We start from the raw sequence: 21,043 nt of genomic DNA on the forward strand, positions 1-21,043 counted from the left end.
AAAGTAATCGACAGGAAGCGAGAGCATGAAGTTTACCGGTACCGAGAAGTATGTAGCCACCGATGACCTGCAAATGGCCGTCAATGCGGCGATTGGGCTCCAGAGACCATTGCTGATCAAGGGCGAGCCCGGCACCGGCAAGACATTGCTGGCGGAAGAGATGGCAGCGGCCCTGGGCATGAGGCTGATTCCCTGGCATATCAAATCCACCACCAAGGCCCAACAGGGTCTCTATGAATACGACGCGGTCTCCCGCCTCCGTGATTCCCAGCTGGGCGATGAGAAGGTCAAGGACATCAGTAACTACATCGTCAAGGGCAAGCTCTGGGACGCCTTCGAATCCGAGGAGCAGGTGGTATTGCTGATCGACGAGATCGACAAGGCCGATATCGAGTTCCCGAATGACCTGTTGCTCGAGCTCGATCGCATGGAGTTTTTCGTTTACGAGACCCAGCAGTTCGTCAAGGCGAAGCACCGTCCGATCGTGGTCATCACCAGTAACAACGAGAAGGAACTGCCGGATGCCTTCCTGCGCCGCTGTTTCTTCCATTACATCAGCTTTCCGGACCACGACACCATGCAGAATATCGTGGACGTGCACTTCCCGAACCTGCAGCAGGAGATTGTCCGGGACGCCCTGGAAGTCTTCTTCGATGTGCGCAAGGTGCCGGGCCTGAAGAAAAAGCCGTCCACCTCCGAGCTGATCGACTGGCTGAAGCTGCTGATGGCCGATGAACTGACTGCCAAGGCTCTGCAGGAGAAGGATACGGGAGCCGCGTTGCCGCCTTTGTATGGCGCCCTGGTGAAGAACGAGCAGGACGTGCACCTGTTGCAGAGGCTGGCTTTCATGGCACGCCGCCGCAACTGATTTCCGGCAAGAGTTCCGCTTTATGTTGATTGATTTCTTTCTCGAAGTGCGGCGAGCCAAGGTTTCCGCCAGCCTTCGCGAATTCCTCGATCTGCTGGAGGCCCTGCAGAATCGCCTGGCCTTCGCCGACATGGAGGAGTTCTATTACCTGGCGCGCCTGTGCCTGGTGAAGGACGAGCGCCACTTCGACAAGTTCGATCGTGCATTCCAGGCTTATTTTGAAGGCATCCAGAACCTGGATGATCTGCTGGAAGCCCTGATTCCCGACGATTGGCTCCGGGCAGAGTTCGAGAAGCACCTCAGCGATGAGGAAAAGGCGAAGATCGACTCCCTGGGTGGCCTGGAGGAGCTGATCGAAACCTTCAAGAAGCGCATGGAAGAGCAGCAGGAGCGCCACGCCGGGGGCAACAAATGGATCGGTACCGGCGGCACATCGCCCTTCGGTGCCAACGGCTACAACCCTGAAGGCTTCCGCATTGGCCAGAAGAACGGTCGCCAGGGGCGAGCGGTCAAGGTCTGGGAGAAGCGGGAATTCCGGGATCTGGACGACAGCATCACCCTGGGTATCCGCAACATCAAGGTGGCCCTGCGCCGATTGCGTAAATTCGCTCGTCAGGGCGCTGCAGACCAGCTGGATATGGACGATACCATCCGTTCCACCGCGCGGAACGCCGGTTACCTGGACCTCAAGATGGTGCCCGAGCGCCACAATGCGGTGAAGGTACTGATCTTCTTTGACGTGGGCGGATCCATGGACCCGCACATTCGTGTCTGTGAAGAGCTGTTCTCGGCGGCCCGGCTCGAGTTCAAGCACATGGAGTATTTCTACTTCCACAACTTCATTTATGAAAACGTGTGGAAGAACAACGTCCGGCGCATGAACGAAACCACCAGCACCTGGGATATCCTCCACAAGTACACGCCGGACTATAAAGTGATCTTTGTCGGCGATGCCACCATGGCGCCCTATGAAATCTCCCACCCTGGCGGCTCCATCGAACACTGGAACGAGGAAGCCGGTGCCACCTGGTTCCAGCGCGTGACCGATCACTTCCGCAAGGTGGTCTGGCTAAATCCGCTTCCGGAGAGTTACTGGGGAACGGGGGGTTCCCTTGGCATGACCCGGCAGCTGGTGAACGATCACATGTATCCGCTGACTATTGACGGCCTTGAGTCGGCGATGAGGCAGCTCAGCAAGTGAAACCGGGGTCCGGCGTGAAAATGGGGTCAGATGAAAGCTTTCATCAGACCCCAATATAAAAAAAGCCGATGCGGTTGAGAGCATCGGCAAAAGCTCGGCATATTTAGCGGGTTTACCTGGCCGGCACTCCCGCCCTCATAGTTAACGCAACTGCCAGGCCATCACAAAAAAACATCCTTAAAAACAACTTGTTAATAATTTCAGGTCGGTCTTTCGATACCGTATTACCGGCTCTTCCCCTCGTTTCTGTCAAAAAAACCGACATTTCCTGTTCTTGATTTGGTGATCTGGATACCGTTCTTGTCGGTTACCGGGTGTTACGCTCCTTGTCAGTTTGTAACGGAATGTTGCCGGAATTGTACGGGGCAGGAGAGGTATGTTCGGCTCACAAAAACCACATGGACGCCGACAGGATAGCTGGTTGACCGACGCCTTCATCAGTCTGGTGGCCGTGCTGTTTTTCTGTAACGGAACCGCCGCCTCAGCCCTGGATGACGACATTGCCGAGTTCACGGAAGATGCTGGCCGACACTCCGCAAACATCCAGGCCCTTGAGCGCAATCAACTTCAACCGCTTGGTACCCGGCTGGCAGTTTTCCTGACACTTGATCCCGGCGGCGGCCTCAATCTGAATTCGCTTGACCTGCTGGTCGATGGCCGGCCGGTTGCCTCGAAGCTTTACGCCCTGGACGAGCAATCCGCCCTGAACGCAGATGGCGCACATCAGCTTTATGTTGGGCACCTGGCGAAAGGCGACCACGAACTGGAGGCGGTCGTTACTGCCCGTTCGGCGGACGGAGATTTTGTCCGGCGAGAGGCTACCCACCTGTTTAACAAGCGATCCAGGGCTCTTGCCCTTCGGCTGAACCTGAGCGCCAGTACACCGGATTTCGAACCACGGGTCTCCTTTGTCGAAAAGCAGATTTCCGAGGAAGAAATTGCACTTAGTGATCTGGACGTCAACCACACTCCCGATCACGAAAGTCCGTTCTCCCATGCCGAGGCGCATCGCGAAGCCTGGTTCGAACTGGCGGAGAGCCACCGAAGGGCGGGCAGGCTCCAGAAGGCCGGAGAAGTCCTCGCAGCCATGCCGGAGGGGTATTGGTCGGCAGCGGGATACCTGAACCTCGCCAGTGACTTCGCAAGAGAGGATCTCGATCCCTCCAGGGCACTGGTGGCCCTGAGAGTGGCGATGGCCATGGCGAAGGCCGAGGGTGGCAACGAGCGCAGCCGCCACCTGCATGATCAGGCTCTGCTACGGGCGGGTTACCTTGCCTATCGCAACGGTGAATTCGAAAAGGCGATCGGCTTCCTTGAGTCGGTCTCACTCGATAGCCCCAGCACCCCGCAGGCACTTTACTTTCACGGGCTGGCACTGACCGAACGGGGCAATCACCGGTCCGCCATGCAGAGCTGGCACCGGGCCCGGAAGTTTCCGCTGGCCTATCCCGGCGTTGCCGAAGCCTGGATTGGAATGGGGCGGGGCTATGACCTTGCTGGTTATCTCGGTCAGGCCGGAGAAGCGTATCTCGCGGCCAATGCTGCCTACGAGAGCGAGAGGGTTGTGTTGCGGTCTCTCAGGGAACAGGTCCGCAACGAGGGCGCCTACGATAGCCTGGTGGCCGATGCCAAAGCCTCCGATCTGGAATGGTTCCTGGCTGATAGCCGTTCCATGCAGCAGCCCAGATTAGCTTATTTGGTGGAATTTCTGAAGCAGCCGGCGGCGCAGCAAGTTGTTGGTCGGGTTGCTGCGCTGGCTGCCCTGGAGAAACGACTGACAACTCATTCCCACGATCTTGAGGTGTTTGCCAGCGCCTTGGAGTCGGCTTCAGATTCGGCTCCGGAGTCCGCGGCAAGCAAGGTGGCTCAGCTCCAGCGGTCGAATGATCGTTTCCTCAAGCGCCTGGCGGATTTCCGAAACACCGCCGAGAACGAGCTCGACAAACAGGTGCTGGCCTTCCTTGATCACCAGGACCAGCGGATGGTTTTCGCCCTGAACAAGACCGAGCAGCAGATTGCTCACCTGTATGAGTATCTGGCCCTGGAAAGCCTGGGAGGGAGGGGCCAATGAACTTGCCGTCCCGACTGCTGTTCCTGGCCTTTGTGCTCGCAGCGCCCGTCGCAGCCCAGGAAAGCTTCCGCGTGGAACTGGGCCGCGATGGCAAAACCATCGGCGACATGCGCCCGGTGTTCCTGAAATTCGAAAGCCGGCCATTGCCTGCCATATCGCCCGCGGAAGTGGCCCGCCGTTACCAGCGATTGTTCGAAAACTCCGACGAGCCGGAAGTCCGTGTGGATGCCCTGAATCGGTTGACCAATATCCGGGATCGCTCGGGCCAGGAAGTGGGCTATTCGCCCGAGCAGGAGCCGGCAATCTACGAGGAAGTCCTGGGCAGCTACGAGACCATTTTTGCCCGAGGTTCTTTTTCCGGGCGCCTTGATGAACTGCTCTACCAGATGGCCAGGGCTCACGCGCTGACCGGTCAGGCCGGAGAATCCATTGACCGCCTGAAACAGCTGATTGCCCTTTACCCGGCGTCGTCACTGGTGCCGGAAGCAAGGTTCCGTATCGCGGAGGCAGCCTTCGCCAACGGGCAGTTCGTGGAAGCGGAAGCCGGCTACCGCGCGTTACTGGAAGGCGAGGGTGGCGAGGCTCTTAAAGCTAAGGCCCGATACATGCTTGGCTGGAGCCAGTTCAAGCAGGGGGAGCATACGTGGGATCGGGCCGCGGGTACTTTCCATACTGTCCTCGACGGATTCTTGCCCACTGCTGAAAGTATCCGGCAGGTACCCGAATCCTCGGTGGAGACGATTGACGATACCTTGAGAGTATTGGCACTGATGGCCTCCCGCACCCAGGGATTGGACACTCTGAGTCTGTGGTTCGACTCGGGCTCTGTCCGCCCCTGGGAACCGTTGGTCTTTGATCGGCTGGCGGATTTGTACGCGATTACGGGGAAGTACGAAGCCAGTGTGGCCGTAAACGAGGCTTTTTATCGTCGATACCCGCAACACGTCACGAGCCCCCGTTTCCTTGCACAGGTAGTCGAGGTCTGGCAGATGGCGGGTGACGACGGCAAAGTGCGCCAGGGCAGGTCGGGGTATGTTGCCGCCTATCGCCCGGACACTGCTTTCGCAAGGCTGGAACCGCGGGAGCAGTCGCGCTGGCGCGAATACGCCCGCTGGCTGGCCGATACCAGCTACGAGGCGGCAACCGGGCTTTCAGACAGAGGCGAGGTTGAAGCGTCCATCCCGCTATTTGCCGAGGCTGCGGGTTATTACAAGATGCTGGCACCAAGGGCCGCGAACGCCGGGCCGGTGTGGCGTCTGGCGGGCGATGCGCACCTCCAGGCCCGACAGCACGGTGAGGCACTGGAGAACTTCAGGACGGCAGCCTACCAAACCAGTAACTACAGTGAAGCAGCCGACGCAGGCTGGGCGGCGGTCATTTTGAAACGGGACCTGGTGATAAGCGAGGCTGACTCTGGATTGGAGGAATTGGCCAACGAAATCGACCAGTTTGCCTCCGCCTTCGAGACGGATGCGCGAGTGCCCGGTGCCCAGGCTGACCTCGCGTCCCGATGGCTGGAGGCCCGCAACTATAGCCAGGCCGCAGCCTATGCCGGTACGGTTCTGAAGCGCGGCGATGCCGCCACCGAACAGCGGTACGCGGCATGGCTGATCACAGCGCGAGTGCGCCAGGCCCGGAAAGAGTTCGGCCTGGCGGAACGGGCCTGGCGGCAGACCCTGAGGCTGATTGATTCCAGTGAACCCTATGTTCTGCCGCCAGATGATCGGAATCTGATCCTGAAACAACTGGCGACTGCAATCTATCGCCAGGGTGAGAGGGCGGCTGAAACCGGCAAGGTGGCAGAAGCCGTGGCCCATTTCCGGCGGGTGGGACAGGTCCTGCCGGACGCGAAAATTGCCATTCGGGGCCGGTTTGATGCCGCCAACACACTGTTGAAGGCGGCCGAGTGGCAGCCGGCGGTGAATGAGTTGCAGTGGTTCCGGCGCAATTACCCGGACCATCACCTGGCGCGGGGTATTGGCGAGAAACTGGTGTATGCCTACAGCCAATCCGGTCAGCCGGGCCGGGCGGCCGATGAGCTGCTCGCACTGGCCTCTGGCCAGGCCGATCCCTGGCCGGACAAACTGCGCGCCGCAGCCCTTTACCACGAGGCGGGCGATACCGGGCAACGGGATAAGCTCTACGCTGAGTACCTTGCCACCGGGCCGGTTCCGGCCAGTGCCGAGGATTACATCCAGCTCCAGACCATGCGCCAGCGGGTAATGGCTTCGGCCAGTGATCCGGATAAGGTTCGGGCCGCTATCGTGGAGGCAGAACTGGCCAGTGACTGGCACTCACCCGAGACACTGCAGTGGAGTGCCGCCAGTGCCATCGTTCTGGGCACCCGTGCGGCGGCGGCCTTCAATGAGATTCCTCTGAACCATCCGCTTGCCGAGTCCCTTGATCGAAAAAAAGGTGCGCTTGAAGCCGCGCGGGCCCGGTTTGCCCAGGCGGAGCGATTCGGTGGTGGAGCGGTGCTTTCCGAAATCCTTTTCCGTCGTGCCGAGCTATACCGCAAGCTGGCTCAGGACCTGATGGCCTCGGAGGTGCCGGCGGAGCTCAACGAGATGGAAGCGATGCAGTACCGGATGCTCCTGGAGGAGGAGGCCTATCCCTTTGAGGAGAAGGCCCTGAAACTGCACGCCGAAAACCATGGGCGCATTGCGGAGATCGGCTATGACGACTGGATCGGTCGAAGCCTGGAGGCGCTGGCGCGGATGCACCCGGGGCGCTACGAACGCTCAATGCGTTGGATGAGCGGGAATACCCCGGAAGCAAATACCGAAGGGGGCGATGATGTCTGATTTCCGCCTATACCGGTTGTTGGGTTTGCTTGGAGTTCTCTGGCTCTCCGGCTGTGCGGGTCCGGCAGTGGAGCCGGAAATCGCCGAACCTGGAATCAATCCCGCACTGGCCGCCGAGCATGCCAGACGAGCCATGAGCGCATGGGAACAGGGTGATCCCGAGGTAGCCGTTGAGGCATGGCGTCAGGCTGTAGCCCTCAACCCGGAAGACCCTGTGTCGGTGAACAATCTGGCTCTGGCCCTGAAAGAACAGAACCGGTTTGCCGAGTCGGCGGATCTGTTGGAGCGGGGTTTGGCCAGATCGCCCGAGGTAGCCCAGTTGCACTACAACCTGGCAGTGATCTCGGAACTCTATCTGCTGGAGCTGGACAAGGCGCTGGCTCACTACCGCGCTTACCAGGAGCTGGCGGGTGAGGAAAACGCTGAAGTGGACGGGTGGATTGCGGATCTTGAAAGGAGGCTCCAGTGATGAACCGGATTGCCTACCTGGCCAAAACGGCGGTCTTGCTGTTTGCGCTCGCCGCCAATGCTCTCGCCGGGGAAAACACAACGCCGGGGACGGAGCGTGTAACCCTGGAGATTGCCGGTATATCCGCCACCACCGGCGAGGATGAACCCCGAATTCTTTTCATTATGCCCTGGCAACCGCCAAGCCTGCCTCGCAGGCCCCGGGCAGAACTTGAAGACCGGGCCCCGGAACTGGAGCAGCCCCTGGATCCCATGGCGGTGGAACGCCATCGCGGGTTCCAGAACACCCTGGACCCCATGACCCTGGACCCACAAGGCATTCAGCCTTAACCGAGCAGTAAAAACGGGAGAACAACAATGCTGGAAACAATCGTTCGTTTTTTTCAGGAAGGCGGCCCCTTCATGTACCCGATTGCGGTGGTACTGGCTCTCGGGCTGGCAATCACCCTTGAGCGCTTCATCTTTCTGGCCTCGGTGGGTCGAAAAAACCGTGTCACGTTCGAGAAGGCCATCCTGCCGCTGTTACAGAAACGGGATTACCAGCGGGCGATGAAAGCCGCCAGCCACTCCAACAGCGCGATCGGCTCGATCATGGGGGCAGGCCTTGGTCGCCTGGTCAGCAACAGTCGCCGGGAGGATATCGAGTACGCCATGGAAGAAGGGCTGATGGAAGTCCTGCCCAGGCTGGAAAAACGCACCCAGTACCTGGCCACCCTGGCCAACATTGCGACCCTGCTGGGACTGTTAGGCACCATTATCGGTTTGATCTCTGCCTTCACGGCGGTAGCTGCCGCCGATCCGGCGCAGAAGGCCAGCCTGCTCTCCAAGAGTATCTCCGTTGCCATGAATACCACGGCTTTCGGCCTGATGTCGGCCATTCCGCTGCTGATGTTCCACGCCCTGCTGCAGACCCGTACCAACGAAATCGTGGACAGCTTCGAGATGGCGGGAGTCAAACTGTTGAACCTGGTCTCCGAGCCGGCACCGTCTGGCACCAGCGGCGCGGCGGCGTGAAGCCGGCCGCGGTCCCGCAACTGCACTGCGGAGGGAATAGATCATGAGACGTCGACATCGTCGGATGACGAGTTCTCCGGAACTTGATATCACCGCGTTCCTGAACCTGATGATCGTGCTCGTACCCGTGCTGCTGCTCGGCATGGTGTTCAGCCAGGTACGCATGATCGAGCTGAATTTTCCCGGGATGCAAGAGGGCGAACCGCTTGAGTCGGAGCAACTCGACCTGGTGGTCACCCTGATTCCCGGAGGCATCGAGGTGGCCGATTCAGAGCGCGGTCTGCTCCGGGTCTTACCCGCGACCGACGGCACCCAGGATTTTGATGGCCTGAGAAACCTGCTGCGGGGGATCAAGGCCAGGGTTCCCGACAAGACCGATGTCATTCTTGAAGTCGGCCCTGACATTGACTACCAGACCCTGGTCACCACCATGGATACCGTCCGCTCCTATCCCGCCGTGGTGGCCGCAAGTGTCGTGGACGGCGAGTTGTTTCCGGATATTTCCCTGATGGACGCGTCGGAGGATCGGGCGCTGGCTGATCTGGCGGCGCCTGCAGGCGGGGAGGGCGCATGAAAAGCTCCCATCGTTCCCGGCGGCTGCGCCGTCATTATGGCCGGATGCACAAGGCCGGTGGCCTGAACCTGGTGTCGCTCATGGATATCTTCACCATCCTGGTGTTCTTCCTGATGGTGAACTCCTCGGATGTAAAGGTGATGCAGAATTCCACCGACGTGCCGCTGCCGGTCTCCAGCGCCGAGCAGCAGGCAGTGGAGAACCTGACCGTTCAGGTCAACGGTCGATCGATCCTGGTGCAGGGCCGCGAAGTGGCGCGGCTGGATGGCATCGAGACCGGGGATCGTCACATCTCCGGCTTGTCCGAGGAACTGGCCTATCGCCGTGAACGCTTGCGGGAAATTCCGGAGCAGGGCCTGCCAATCACTATCATGGCTGGTCGGGAAACCGACTATCGTTTGCTGCGCAGGATCATGCAGACCTGCGTTGACCAGCAGTTCCGCCAGGTAAGACTGGCAGTGGAGCCGGAGGTGCGCAATGGCTAACGCTGCCGTGCTGCAGGATTGGCAGACCCCACGCCTGCCCTGGTCCCGGGCGCCGGGTGAGCACAAGCGGATTGTAGGGATTCTGGTCCTGACGGTGCTGGTGTTTTTACCACCGGCGCTGTTGATTCCGACCATGGAGCTGCCGGAACGGGAGCGGACGAAGGTGGAGCAGGTGCCGGCGAGGCTTGCCAGGTTGGTGGCGGCGCCGGAGGTGAAGAAGGGGTCAGAAGAACAAGTTCTTCAGACCCCGGAGTTGGAGCAGACCCCGGAGTCGCCGCCCGAGGTTGCGGATAAATCACAGGGGTCTGATGAAAGCCTTCATCTGACCCCAGCTTTACCTTCACCCCCCGAGGTTGCAGACACGGAAAAGGGGTCAGATGAACAAGTCCATCAGACCCCGCCCAATACCCCGGCAAAGCAAACCGTCGAGCAAGCCCGCGAGACCGCCTCCCGCTCAGGCCTGCTGGCCATGAAGGACCGGCTGGCTTCACTCCGGGAATCCCCGTCGGTGCAGGCCGCGGTTATGGCCGCCAACGTGGGATCGGAGCCCCAATCAGAATCACCAGAACCTGACCCGTCAGAAGTTCTGAAGGGCAGCGGAGGCATCGAAGCCGGAGAAAACCCGGTAGCAGAGGTCGCAGTGGCAGGGCACCAGGTCAAGAAAGTCGAGCCCAGGCCCGAACCGGCGGAACAAGCCGTCGCCCGGACCAGTAACGCTGCCGCGAAGCCCTCCGCGGGGGAACGGGCCATGAGCAACATCCGCAAGGTGTTCGATGCCCAGAAATCCGCCCTTTACTCCCTGTATAAGCGGGAGTTACGCCAGGACCCGACTTTGGAGGGCAAGGTCCTGCTTGAGCTGGTGATCGAGCCGGATGGGTCGGTGTCGGCCTGCGAGGTGGTGAGTTCGGAGCTGGAAAATCCGACTCTGGAGCAGCGTATCGCCATGCGCGTGCGCATGTTCAATTTCGGCGCCGACAGTGTCGAGCGGCGCAAGGTGCGGTTTCCGGTGGATTTCCTGCCTGGCTGAGTCCCGGCAGGAACCCTTGGTTCGCCGCAGCGGGCATGGTGCCCCTTTAGCGGTCGATGGTGATCTCGGGCAGGTTCGGCTTGTTCAGCTTCACCTTGTCTTTCGGAGCTATGACTTTGGCTTCGCCGACAACCACCTGTTGGTCGTTCTGGTTGCGCACATCGCACTCCACAACGACCCGGTTTTTTGGCTCCTTTCGCAGTACTTTCAGCTTCACCGTGATAGTGTCATCCAGCTTTATCGGCCGTTTGAAGGCAAGGTTCTGTTCCAGGTAGATGGTTCCGGGGCCCGGCATTACGGTGGCCAGTGCGGCCGAGACCAGGGAGCCGCTCCACATGCCGTGGGCAATACGTTCCTTGAACATGGTATTGGCCGCAAATTCGGCGTCCAGGTGTACCGGATTCACATCACCGGAAACCGCGGCGAAGAGGTACAGGTCGTCCTCGGTGAGAGTCCGGGTGAACGTGGCGGTATCGCCCTCATTGAGTTCGTCGTAGGTGACGTTTTCCAGCGTATCCAGGGTATCGTTCATGGTGTGCTCCGCACGTTATTGAAAACAAAACAGTTGTTTGGTGTGATGCCTGAAACCTACCTCATCGATTACAAAACTGCTATTCTCTCTCCACTTTTTTTTGGCTGATACTTTTGTCGGGTTGATTTTTTAATCAGTCAGACATTAGTCGACCATTACAATCAGAAGCGCCAAACAGGAGATGGTGATGGATTTTGAGCAGTTTTATCAGGACAAATACCCCGCCGACGTGCCGCGCGAGGTAGACCTGAATAAATACCAGAGCATGGTGGATGTGTTCGAGCAGGCCGTGAAGAAATACGCGGACCGCCCCGCATTCAGTGCTGTTGGCGCAACTCTCACTTACCGTGACCTCGACACCCAAAGCCGTAATTTCGCAGCCTGGCTGCAAAACAAGACTGACCTTAAGCCCGGGGACCGGATCGCTGTCCAGTTGCCGAACCTTCCCCAGTATCCTGTGGTGGTTTTCGGCGCCATGCGTGCCGGACTGATTGTTGTCAACACCAACCCGCTCTATACCCAGCGGGAAATGGAACACCAGTTCAACGACTCCGGCGCCAAGGCACTGGTGGTGCTGGCCAATATGGCAGATAACGCAGAAAAGGTGGTGCCCCAGACCGGCATTGAGCATGTCATCATTACCGAAATTGGCGACATGAACTCGCCGATCAAGCGCACCCTGATGAATGCGGTGGTCAAACACGTCAAGAAGATGGTGCCCGCCTTCAACATTCCCGGTGCCCACAAGCTCCCGGCGGTTCTGGGTGCTGGCGCCCGTGAAAAGTTCACCCCGGTTGAGGCCAGGAAGGACGATATCGCGGTTCTGCAATACACTGGCGGCACCACCGGTGTGGCCAAAGGGGCCATGTTGACCCACAGCAACCTGGTGGCCAACCTGCTTCAGGTGCGTCCGATGATGGAGGACACCGTGGAAGAGGGCAAGGAAGTGGTTATCGCGCCCCTGCCGCTGTACCACATCTATTCCTTCACCTTGAACTGCGGCATCATGATGGAAGCTGGTGCACACAATGTCCTGATCCCGAATCCGCGGGACATCCCGGGCTTTGTGAAAGAACTGAAGAACCACAAGTTCACCGCCTTCCTGGGTTTGAACACCCTCTTCGTCGCCCTGTGCAACAACGAGGATTTCCAGGATCTGGACTTCAGCTCCCTGAAGCTCACATCCTCCGGCGGTATGGCCCTGACCAGCGACACCGCAAAGATGTGGCAACGGGTGACCGGTTGCGAGATCTCCGAGGGTTACGGGATGACCGAGACCTCCCCGGTGGTCACTTTCAACCCCCTTAGCGCCATCCAGATCGGTACCATCGGTCTGCCGATTCCCTCCACTATCGTCAAGACCATCGACGATGACGGGAACGAGACTCCGCTTGGCGAACCTGGCGAACTGTGTGTCAAAGGCCCCCAGGTGATGCGCGGCTACTGGCAGCGCCCGGAGGATACCCAGAGGTCCTTCACCGAGGACGGTTTCCTGAAGACCGGGGATATTGCCCTGATCCAGGAAGACGGCTACATCCGCATCGTTGACCGCAAGAAGGACATGATCATCGTGTCCGGGTTCAACGTGTTCCCGAACGAGGTGGAAGATGTGGTTAGCGCCCATCCGAAAGTGGTTGAGTGTGCGGCTGTCGGCATCCCGGATGCCAAGAGCGGTGAGGCGGTCAAGGTCTATCTTGTACCGACCGCCGAGGGTGTCAGCGAGAACGAACTGAAAGAGTTCTGTCGTGAACGCCTGACCGCATACAAGGTGCCCAAGCACTTTGAGTTCCGTGACGAGCTGCCCAAGACCAACGTGGGCAAGATCCTGCGTCGCGAACTGCGGGATGAAGCCAGCAAGTAATCCCGTTAGTACCCTGAAGACCCCGCTCCGGCGGGGTTTTCCTTTTTTAAGCCAGCGACTTTCCGCTAGACTGTGCTGCTCGAATTAACCCCACTGGGCTTTACACCGGTTCCTCTTTTCAATGCCAAAGACCACATCAGACAGTCCCGCAACGTCGTCCCCGCGCCCCGATTCCCAGGCGGCCGTCAAGGCCATGATGGAGCAGCTGGACGCCTGCAATCAGCAGGAGGCCGCCCGCATCGTCAAGACTGTGGCCCGCACCAAGGGCAAGCCGGGCCAGAAGGATCTGGAGAAAATGGCGGGATGGTTGGAGCGGGGGCTGGAGAAGGTCCGGCAACGCCAGGCCCTCCATAAACCGGCAAGCTTTCCCGAAGCCCTGCCGGTGTCCGATCGGGTCGATGACATCCGCGAGGCCATCGAACAGAACCAGGTGGTGATCATTGCCGGTGAGACCGGTTCGGGCAAAACCACCCAGATTCCGAAAATCTGCATGAACAGCGGTCGCGGCATTCGAGGCCTGGTCGGCCACACCCAGCCCCGCCGCATTGCCGCCCGGAGCGTGGCGGCCCGGATTGCCGAGGAGCTGGGCGAGCAGGTCGGGCAGCAGATCGGTTACCAGGTCCGCTTCACGGACCAGACCTCGGAGCAGTCCCGGGTCAAGGTGATGACCGACGGTATCCTGCTGGCGGAAATCCAGCATGACCGGTTCCTGGACCGCTACGATACCCTGATCATCGACGAGGCCCACGAGCGCAGCCTCAATATCGATTTCCTGCTTGGTTACCTGAAGCAGTTGCTGCCCAAGCGGCCCGATCTCAAGATCATCATTACCTCCGCCACCATCGAAGTGGAGCGCTTCAGCGAATTCTTCGACCAGGCCCCGGTGATCGAGGTCAGCGGCCGCACCTACCCGGTGGATATCCGCTACCGGCCCCTGACCGGTGACGAGGATGACCGGGACCAGAGCTGGACCGATGGCGTGCTCGATGCCCTGGGAGAAATCGAGGACCTCGAACGCAGCGAAAAGCAGCCGCCCGGCGATGTCCTCGTGTTCCTGCCCGGAGAGCGGGAGATCCGGAGCCTGAGCAAAGTGCTCCGCCATGTCGATCTCAAGCACACCGAGGTGCTGCCGCTGTATTCCCGCCTCAGTAACCAGGAGCAGAACCGGGTCTTCCAGTCCCATCGGGGCCGGCGCATCGTGTTGTCCACCAACGTGGCGGAAACCTCGCTCACTGTCCCTGGTATCCGCTACGTGATCGATACCGGGGTGGCCCGGATCAGCCGTTACAGCGTGCGTTCGAAGATCCAGCGCCTGCCCATCGAGCCGATATCCCAGGCCAGTGCCAACCAGCGCGCCGGTCGTTGCGGCCGGGTGGCACCGGGTATCTGCTTCCGGCTCTACGATGAACTTGATTTCATCAACCGGCCGGAGTACACCGATCCGGAAATCCTGCGCACCAACCTGGCCTCCGTCATCCTGCAGATGGCCACGTCCGGCCTGGGTGAAATCCGCAACTTCCCGTTTCTGGAGGCTCCGGACAAGCGCCAGATCAATGACGGTTACAAGCTGCTGGAAGAGCTGGGTGCGGTTGATGACAAGCGCCGGCTGACCGGACTGGGCCGGACCATGTCCAAACTGCCGCTGGATCCGCGCCTGGCCCGGATGCTGGTGACCGCGGCAGAGCAAGGCAGTCTGGCGGAGACCCTGGTGGTGATCGCCGGGCTCAGTGTCCAGGATCCCAGGGAACGCCCCCAGGACAAGCAACAGGCGGCCGACCAGGCCCATGCGCCGTTCAATGACAAGGAATCCGACTTTGCCACCCTGCTCAATATCTGGAACTGGTATGAGGAGCAGCGGCAGGAACTGTCCCAGAACCAGCTCAAGAAACTGTGCCAGAAGACTTTCCTGAGCTGGATGCGTATGCGTGAATGGCGGGATATCCATCGCCAGCTCACGCTGATCTGCCGTGAACAGAAGCTGGCGTTCAACAAGGAACCAGCCAGTTACGATCCGATTCACAAGGCCATCCTGGCCGGCCTGCTGGGGCAGGTGGCGATGAAGCTGGAGAAAAAAGAGTATCTGGCTACCCGTAACCGCAAGGTGTGGATCTTTCCGGGATCCAAGGTGGCCAAGTCCGCCCCCAAGTGGATCGTGGCGGCGGAAATCGTTGAGACCAGTCGGGTCTTCGCCCGCATGGTGGCCGCCATCCAGCCGGAGTGGATCGAGCCGCTGGCGGGCCATGTGGTCAAGCACAATTACTTCGAGCCGCACTGGGAGCAGAAGCGCGCCCAGGTGATGGGCTACGAGAAGGTGACCCTTTACGGGCTGGATGTGGTACCCAGGCGTCGCATTCCGTACGCCAAAGTGGACCCGGTCGAAAGCCGTAACCTGTTTATCCGCCGCGCCCTGGTGGAAGGGGATTACCGTTCAAAGGCTCCGTTCATCGCCCGTAACCGGGAGATGCTCGATACCGTCGAGAATCTGGAGAAGAAAACCCGACGCCGGGACCTGTTGGTGGACGACGAGGCACTGTTCGCATTCTATGACGAGCGGCTACCCAGGGATATCGTCAGTGGCCGCCATTTCGAATCCTGGTGGAAGAATCTCTCCGCAGATGATCTCCGGAATCTGGAGCTCACCGAGGAGGACGTTCTGCAGCGCCCCCTGGATGCCGGAGCGGCAGAGCTATACCCGGATTATCTGGAGTGGGAGGGCGTCAAATACCCCCTCAGCTATGAATTCGAGCCGACCAGCGAGCGGGATGGCGTCACGATGCAGGTGCCCCTGATGGCGCTGAAGCAGATACCGTCCCGGCGTCTGGAGTGGCTGGTGCCGGGCCTGCTCCGGGAAAAATGCATTGCACTGGTGAAGGGACTTCCCAAGGCCCTGCGCAGGAATTTCGTGCCGGTGCCGGATTTTGTCGATGCCGCCCTGGCCAACATGCAGCCTTCCAATGCACCGCTTACCCAGCAGTTGGGGGACGAGCTGCGCCGCATGACCGGTGTGCGTATTGATCCGGAAGCCTGGTCCGAGGCGGAGCTGCCCCGGCACTTGCGAATGAATCTGCGGGTCATGGGCGACAAGGGCAAGGTGCTGGCCGAGAGTCGCAAAACCGGTGAAATTCAGTCTCAGTTGGAGGGTAAGGCGGAAGAAGCGCTGGCCTCGGTCAGCCGGGACAGCAAGCAGGGCCAACCCTCGGGCGAATACACCGACTGGCAGTTTGGCGACTTGCCCCGCCAGGTCCAGACCGAGAAGGGCGGCATGCGGGTGACGGTGTATCCTGCGTTGGAGGACCTGGGCAAGACCGTCCGGCAGATACGCTGCCTGGACCGACTGACAGCCGAAGACACTACCAGGAAAGGTGTCGCACGGCTCATTGTTAACCGTTTCGGCAGTACCCTGAACGACCTGGAGCGGAAACTGCCCCGGTTCAAACAGTCTGCCCTGATGTTCGCCCCGGTCGGACAAGCCCGGGTGTTGCTGGATGACCTGCTGCTTTCCACCGTGATCCAGCACTTCCTGTCCGGGGAGTTGCCCCGGTCACAGTCGGACTTTGACCGCGTTTTTGATGCCCGACGAGGGGACTTTATCCCCGCCTTGGAGGAAGCAGATCAGCGGCTGTATGAAGCCATGAGTGGTTCCCAGAAGGTCGCAAAACAGCTGAAGGGCAAGATCAACCTCGCCCTGGCCAACAGCATGTCAGACCTGAAATTCCAGCTGGAGAACCTGGTGTACCCCGGTTTCCTGGTGGCTACACCTCCGGAATGGCTGGCACGGTTCGGCGTGTACTTCGAGGCCTGCCTGGTCCGGCTCGAGAAGATGCCCCGGGAAATGGGCAGGGAGCGGGAGTTCCTGCACACCATCGAACCCCTGTGGGTCCGCTATGCCGCCAAACGCGATGAGCAGCAGCGCCAGGGTATCCGCGATCCGGAGCTGGTCCTGTACCGGTGGATGCTGGAGGAGTTCCGGGTGTCGTTTTTCGCCCAGCAACTGGGCACCGCGATGACGGTTTCGGTAAAACGCCTCGATAAGCAGTGGGAAGAAACACGGGTCTGAGGCTGGTAACGAAGCCTAACGGGAAAATCCGGATGACTGTGTTAATATTTCCGACAGTGCATCATTCTGTCATCAAGTTTTCACTGTCTTGACGTGGGGTTAGCGTGATTAAAGCCGTCATTAGCGGAACCGGTCTGTACACACCGCCTGCAACAATTGATAACGATGAGCTGGTTGAAGCGTTCAACCAGTTCGTTGACCTTTATAACGACGAACATGCCGAGGAGATCGAGCGCGGTAACATTGCCCCGCTTCAGCATTCTTCGTCCGCGTTCATTGAGAAGGCGTCCGGTATCAAGCGCCGGCACGTGATCGACAAGGAAGGCATTCTCGACCCGCGTCGGATGACGCCCTACATCCCCGAGCGCAGCAACGACGAGCACTCGGTTCAGTGTGACATGGCGGTGGCCGCCTGCAGCGAAGCACTGGAACAGGCCGGTAAAACCCCGGCGGATGTGGATGCGGTCATCGTCGCCTGCTCGAACATGCAGCGTGCCTACCCGGCGATCTCCATTGAGGTACAGGAAGCCTTGGGCATTGACGGCTTCGCCTACGACATGAACGTGGCTTGCAGTTCCGCTACCTTCGGCCTGCAGGCTGCGGTCAATTCCGTGGAGAACGGTGCCGCCCGCTCCGTGCTGGTGGTCAGCCCGGAAATTTGCTCCGGCCACCTGAACTTCAGGGATCGGGACAGCCACTTCATCTTCGGTGACGCCTGCACCGCCATCCTGGTGGAGCGGGAGGAAAACGCCAAGGAAGGGCAGGGCTTCGAGATCCTCGGTACCAGTCTGAAGACCAGGTTCTCCAACAACATCCGCAACAACTTCGGTTTCCTGAACCGCGCGGATGAATCGGGTATCGGCAAGCCCGACAAGCTTTTTGTCCAGGAAGGCCGCAAGGTGTTCAAGGAAGTCTCGCCGATGGTGGCCCAGACGATCCAGAACCACTTGAAAGCGTTGGACCTGTCACCGGAGAACCTGAGCCGGATGTGGCTGCATCAGGCCAACCTGAATATGAATCAGCTGATTGCCCGGAAGGTTCTGGGCCGGGACGCGACCGACAAGGAAGCGCCGGTGATCCTGGATGAATACGCCAATACCAGTTCCGCCGGCTCGGTCATTGCCTTCCACAAGTACAAGGGCGACCTGAAATCCGGCGACCTCGGGGTGATCTGCTCCTTCGGCGCCGGTTATTCCATTGGCAGCGTTGTGGTTCGCCGCCGCTGATCTGAAGCCTTAACGGGCTGCCAGTTGCCTCAGGGTATCTGGCAGCGTCGTTGAGGTTCGGGCGGCCCGGTCAAACCAGACCACTTTGGCGTAGCCTTCCGAATAGACCTCTCCAGTTTTTGCATCTTTTAACAAATAGTAAGTGTCCAGGCTGGTGTTTCCGGCCCTGTCGGCGTAGGTTTCCACTATTACTGAAGCAGGGTGGGTCAGTTCTTTCAGAAAGGTGGCACTGGTCTTTATAATAACGGGGCCGGTGGGTTCATCCGGGCCTCCGACATTCAGGGACGAGAACCAGGTAATCCGGGCCTCCTCGAAGAAGCGGAAATGAACTGTATTGTTGGCATGGCCGTATGCATCCATGTCGCCCCAGCGCAGGGGCGTTTCCAGGGTGCTGACAAGATTACCCGGTGCTGACATCGGACTCCTCCGTAAGAAAAAAATATAATGACAAGCGGATAGCGCCGGTATTTTCGACGAAGCGAAACATGATTCACAACCCGAGAGTGTATGATGAGACAACTTTTTTCCGGGCGCATTCCCCTGATCATACTGATTCTGGCCACGTTGCTGGCCGGGCAGGTACAGGCTCAGGCGATGCAGGAGCCCCCTCCGGAAGGCTCCACGCCGGTTGATCCGAAAGATCCCTACGAGTCCTGGAACCGAAGCGTTTTCACCTTCAACGAGACCATTGACCGCTGGTTCCTGAAGCCGGTGGCCCAGACCTATCGTACAGTAACTCCTCGGGTGGTCGACCGGGGCGTCACCAACTTCTTCAATAACCTCACGGAAGTCCGGAACTTCATCAACAGCGTGCTGCAGCTGAAGGGGGAGTCCGCCGTGGTTGCCGCCGGGCGCTTTACCTATAACACGGTGTTTGGACTGGGTGGCCTGTTCGATGTGGCGACGGCATTCGAATTGCCGGAGCGTCCGGAAGATTTCGGGCAGACCCTCGGCTACTGGGGCGCGGGCTCCGGGCCTTATCTGATGCTTCCCTTCCTTGGGCCGTCAACGCCAAGGCATTTCAGTGGCCTGGCCACTGACGGTTTTGTTTTTCCGTCACTGTGGGATGCGGCCGAAAGCCCGGAGGTCTACTACGCCCGGGCCTTGCAGATCGTGGACAAGCGGGCAGATCTGATTCCGGCTGAAAGGTTTATTTCCGGCGACAGTTACATCTTTGTGCGCAATGCTTTCCTGCAACGCCGTGAATTCCTCATCAATGATGGTAAGGTGACCGAAGATCCGTTCGCCAGTGGCGACGACGAAGACCTGATGCTTGAGAATTTCTGACCGGCGCGAGACGTGAGGAGGCCAGGGTGATCAAGGATGCGAGGATTGCGAAGTACCGGAAGATGCTGGCGGAGGCTCCGAATTACGAAGTCTGGAAAGCCGCGGCCCTGGAGCTGGACTTCCTGGAAGGCAATGCCGAGTGGAAGGAAGAGTTTGTCTCTGACCTCTACCACTACGAGCTCATCTACGATCGTCTGAGCAATCTCAAGCAGTACCGACAGCAGAATGACTTCGAGCGGCTTAAGCGTGCGCTTCGCGAGGGTCTGCACCACGACCTCGGCAACATGGGTAATCCCGCCCTCTATACGCGATCGAGGGTCGGTACCAAACACCTGATTGAGGAATACATCACCCAGGTCTGTGAATCCCTCGATTTTCTCTGCGACAACCCGGTACCGGGATTCCCTGTGGCAGACAAGCTCCAGTTCTTCCGCGATACCCTGACCAGTTATGGCCGGCCCACGCTGTTGCTCAGCGGCGGTGCTACCCTGGGTATGTTTCATTTCGGGGTGATCAAGGCGCTCTGGGAAAAAGGGTTGTTGCCCCAGGTAGTGGCTGGTTCCAGCAGCGGTGCCATTATCGCGGCCATTCTGGGTGTTCACACCGACGCCGAAATCCCGGAAATGCTGGTTCCTGAGAACCACAACCTCAAGGCCTGGAAATGGCGCGGCCTGCTCAGTGCCATGCGTGGTGACGGCCTCATGGATCAGGAACAGCTCCGTTCCTGCCTGCGCGACAATATTGGAGAGTACACCTTCGAAGAGGCCTATCAGCGCACCGGCCGGTCCATCAATGTCAGTGTGTCGCCCGTAGAGGTGCACCAGAAGGCCCGGCTTCTGTGCGGGTACACCTCGCCCTATCTGCTGGTCTGGAGTGCGGCATTGGCCAGCGCTGCGGTACCCGGGATCTTCCCGCCGGTCACCCTGATGAAGAAGGACCTGCATGGCAACGCGCTGCCCTACATGCCCAAAGTGAAGTTTGTGGATGGTTCTGTGGTCAGTGACCTGCCTATTGAGCGCCTGATGCACCTGTACGATGTGAATTTTACCATCGTCAGCCAGACCAATCCCCATGTGGTCCCGTTCCTGAGCGGCCGGGGCGAGGATGAAAAGCTCTCCCTGGCAAGCTTGCCGGTGCATCTGCTCAAATCCGAGATTCAGTTCCACGGCCAGGGGGTGTTCGATTACCTGCGCAAACGGTTGCGTCCTGAATTGCTCCGGCAGGTGTCGGGGCAACTGTATACCATCATGGCCCAACGCTATTCCGGTGACGTCACCATCGCTCCGTCCTACTCGGTGCGGGATTTCAGCCGAATGCTGGCCAACCCCGATCCGGCCTATGTCCGGGAGATGATTCTGGCGGGAGAACGTGCCACCTGGCCGAAAATCTCGATGATCCGTTCCCATGCACGGATTTCCAAGACCCTGGAGCGATGCGTAAGGCGCCTTAAACAACAGAATCGGCGAACCGCCGAACTGCGGCTGATAAACAATTCCGATTCCAACGCATCCTGAGATGACAGGCCGCTGAAACGGGCGCTATCATACCGCCATAACAAGCCGGGCAGG

At 59.4% G+C, this 21,043-nt stretch carries 17 protein-coding genes; 15 read left to right on the plus strand and 2 right to left on the minus strand.

The features are described 5' to 3' along the window. The first annotated feature begins 25 nt into the window (after nt 1–25). From R6W86_RS08325 to R6W86_RS08370, 10 genes are all read left to right on the plus strand, one after another. Nucleotides 26–868: an AAA family ATPase gene (locus R6W86_RS08325; RefSeq protein WP_410328898.1), complete on the plus strand. Its 843-nt coding sequence runs from the start codon at nt 26–28 to the stop codon at nt 866–868. Nucleotides 869–890: 22 nt separating this feature from the next. Then, on the plus strand, nt 891–2,069 hold the full coding sequence (locus R6W86_RS08330; RefSeq protein WP_410328899.1) for a vWA domain-containing protein: 1,179 nt from the start codon (nt 891–893) through the stop codon (nt 2,067–2,069). Nucleotides 2,070–2,490: 421 nt separating this feature from the next. Further along, entirely contained in the window at nt 2,491–4,140 is a 1,650-nt protein-coding gene (locus R6W86_RS08335) for a tetratricopeptide repeat protein (protein WP_410328900.1), read from the plus strand. Then, the gene (locus R6W86_RS08340) at nt 4,137–6,944 is read left to right on the plus strand and encodes a tetratricopeptide repeat protein (RefSeq protein ID WP_410328901.1); all 2,808 of its coding nucleotides are present in this window, start codon (nt 4,137–4,139) and stop codon (nt 6,942–6,944) included. The genes R6W86_RS08335 and R6W86_RS08340 overlap by 4 nt, the downstream gene beginning before the upstream one ends. Continuing rightward, nucleotides 6,937–7,413, plus strand: coding sequence for a tetratricopeptide repeat protein (locus tag R6W86_RS08345; RefSeq protein ID WP_410328902.1), 477 nt, complete (start codon nt 6,937–6,939; stop codon nt 7,411–7,413). Before R6W86_RS08340 ends, R6W86_RS08345 begins: the two co-directional genes overlap by 8 nt. Beyond that, nucleotides 7,413–7,742 (plus strand): hypothetical protein, encoded by a 330-nt coding sequence (locus R6W86_RS08350; RefSeq protein ID WP_410328903.1) that lies wholly within the window; start codon nt 7,413–7,415, stop codon nt 7,740–7,742. The genes R6W86_RS08345 and R6W86_RS08350 overlap by 1 nt, the downstream gene beginning before the upstream one ends. A 27-nt stretch (nt 7,743–7,769) precedes the next feature. After that, nucleotides 7,770–8,426 carry a MotA/TolQ/ExbB proton channel family protein gene (locus R6W86_RS08355; protein ID WP_410328904.1) on the plus strand — a complete coding sequence of 219 codons (657 nt, stop codon included), beginning with the start codon at nt 7,770–7,772 and terminating at the stop codon, nt 8,424–8,426. Between the two features lie 43 nt (nt 8,427–8,469). Then, on the plus strand, nt 8,470–9,000 hold the full coding sequence (locus tag R6W86_RS08360) for an ExbD/TolR family protein (RefSeq protein ID WP_410328905.1): 531 nt from the start codon (nt 8,470–8,472) through the stop codon (nt 8,998–9,000). Then, complete coding sequence (locus R6W86_RS08365) at nt 8,997–9,485, plus strand: ExbD/TolR family protein (protein WP_410328906.1); 489 nt, start codon at nt 8,997–8,999, stop codon at nt 9,483–9,485. The genes R6W86_RS08360 and R6W86_RS08365 overlap by 4 nt, the downstream gene beginning before the upstream one ends. Further along, nucleotides 9,478–10,512, plus strand: a complete 1,035-nt coding sequence (locus R6W86_RS08370; protein WP_410328907.1) for an AgmX/PglI C-terminal domain-containing protein — start codon at nt 9,478–9,480, stop codon at nt 10,510–10,512. The genes R6W86_RS08365 and R6W86_RS08370 overlap by 8 nt, the downstream gene beginning before the upstream one ends. Before the next feature lie 46 nt (nt 10,513–10,558). Here R6W86_RS08370 and R6W86_RS08375 read toward each other — a convergent pair whose 3' ends face one another. Beyond that, nucleotides 10,559–11,044, minus strand: coding sequence for a MaoC/PaaZ C-terminal domain-containing protein (locus tag R6W86_RS08375; protein WP_410328908.1), 486 nt, complete (start codon nt 11,042–11,044; stop codon nt 10,559–10,561). Nucleotides 11,045–11,231: 187 nt separating this feature from the next. Between R6W86_RS08375 and R6W86_RS08380 the strand changes: the two genes are divergently transcribed. From R6W86_RS08380 to R6W86_RS08390, 3 genes are all read left to right on the plus strand, one after another. Further along, nucleotides 11,232–12,905 carry a long-chain fatty acid--CoA ligase gene (locus R6W86_RS08380; RefSeq protein WP_410328909.1) on the plus strand — a complete coding sequence of 558 codons (1,674 nt, stop codon included), beginning with the start codon at nt 11,232–11,234 and terminating at the stop codon, nt 12,903–12,905. Between the two features lie 193 nt (nt 12,906–13,098). Continuing rightward, nucleotides 13,099–16,962 (plus strand): ATP-dependent RNA helicase HrpA, encoded by a 3,864-nt coding sequence (gene hrpA / locus R6W86_RS08385; protein WP_410328977.1) that lies wholly within the window; start codon nt 13,099–13,101, stop codon nt 16,960–16,962. A gap of 104 nt (nt 16,963–17,066) precedes the next feature. Next, a complete protein-coding gene (locus R6W86_RS08390; protein ID WP_410328910.1) occupies nt 17,067–18,188 on the plus strand; it encodes a beta-ketoacyl-ACP synthase III in 1,122 nt (373 codons plus the stop codon). 9 nt (nt 18,189–18,197) lie between these two features. Here the strand turns inward: R6W86_RS08390 and R6W86_RS08395 are convergent, their stop codons facing one another. Next, nucleotides 18,198–18,605, minus strand: coding sequence for an acyl-CoA thioesterase (locus tag R6W86_RS08395; RefSeq protein WP_410328911.1), 408 nt, complete (start codon nt 18,603–18,605; stop codon nt 18,198–18,200). Nucleotides 18,606–18,782: 177 nt separating this feature from the next. Between R6W86_RS08395 and R6W86_RS08400 the strand changes: the two genes are divergently transcribed. Together R6W86_RS08400 and R6W86_RS08405 are read left to right on the plus strand one after the other, a co-directional pair. Further along, nucleotides 18,783–19,475 carry a VacJ family lipoprotein gene (locus tag R6W86_RS08400; protein WP_410328978.1) on the plus strand — a complete coding sequence of 231 codons (693 nt, stop codon included), beginning with the start codon at nt 18,783–18,785 and terminating at the stop codon, nt 19,473–19,475. Nucleotides 19,476–19,501: 26 nt separating this feature from the next. Next, complete coding sequence (locus R6W86_RS08405) at nt 19,502–20,989, plus strand: DUF3336 domain-containing protein (protein WP_410328912.1); 1,488 nt, start codon at nt 19,502–19,504, stop codon at nt 20,987–20,989. The last annotated feature ends 54 nt before the right edge of the window (nt 20,990–21,043 follow it).

The organism is Marinobacter sp. (assembly GCF_046484525.1).
Classification (GTDB): Bacteria; Pseudomonadota; Gammaproteobacteria; order Pseudomonadales; family Oleiphilaceae; genus Marinobacter.

Excerpts from the sequence above, each read along its gene's own strand:
- R6W86_RS08325 (WP_410328898.1), top strand. The coding sequence starts at position 26 with ATGAAGTTTACCGGTACCGAGAAGTATGTAGCCACCGATGACCTGCAA.
- R6W86_RS08330 (WP_410328899.1), top strand. The coding sequence starts at position 891 with ATGTTGATTGATTTCTTTCTCGAAGTGCGGCGAGCCAAGGTTTCCGCC.
- R6W86_RS08340 (WP_410328901.1), top strand. The coding sequence starts at position 4,137 with ATGAACTTGCCGTCCCGACTGCTGTTCCTGGCCTTTGTGCTCGCAGCG.
- R6W86_RS08345 (WP_410328902.1), top strand. The coding sequence starts at position 6,937 with ATGTCTGATTTCCGCCTATACCGGTTGTTGGGTTTGCTTGGAGTTCTC.
- R6W86_RS08350 (WP_410328903.1), top strand. The coding sequence starts at position 7,413 with ATGAACCGGATTGCCTACCTGGCCAAAACGGCGGTCTTGCTGTTTGCG.
- R6W86_RS08355 (WP_410328904.1), top strand. The coding sequence starts at position 7,770 with ATGCTGGAAACAATCGTTCGTTTTTTTCAGGAAGGCGGCCCCTTCATG.
- R6W86_RS08360 (WP_410328905.1), top strand. The coding sequence starts at position 8,470 with ATGAGACGTCGACATCGTCGGATGACGAGTTCTCCGGAACTTGATATC.
- R6W86_RS08365 (WP_410328906.1), top strand. The coding sequence starts at position 8,997 with ATGAAAAGCTCCCATCGTTCCCGGCGGCTGCGCCGTCATTATGGCCGG.
- R6W86_RS08370 (WP_410328907.1), top strand. The coding sequence starts at position 9,478 with ATGGCTAACGCTGCCGTGCTGCAGGATTGGCAGACCCCACGCCTGCCC.
- R6W86_RS08375 (WP_410328908.1), bottom strand. The coding sequence starts at position 11,044 with ATGAACGATACCCTGGATACGCTGGAAAACGTCACCTACGACGAACTC.
- R6W86_RS08380 (WP_410328909.1), top strand. The coding sequence starts at position 11,232 with ATGGATTTTGAGCAGTTTTATCAGGACAAATACCCCGCCGACGTGCCG.
- hrpA (WP_410328977.1), top strand. The coding sequence starts at position 13,099 with ATGATGGAGCAGCTGGACGCCTGCAATCAGCAGGAGGCCGCCCGCATC.
- R6W86_RS08395 (WP_410328911.1), bottom strand. The coding sequence starts at position 18,605 with ATGTCAGCACCGGGTAATCTTGTCAGCACCCTGGAAACGCCCCTGCGC.
- R6W86_RS08400 (WP_410328978.1), top strand. The coding sequence starts at position 18,783 with ATGCAGGAGCCCCCTCCGGAAGGCTCCACGCCGGTTGATCCGAAAGAT.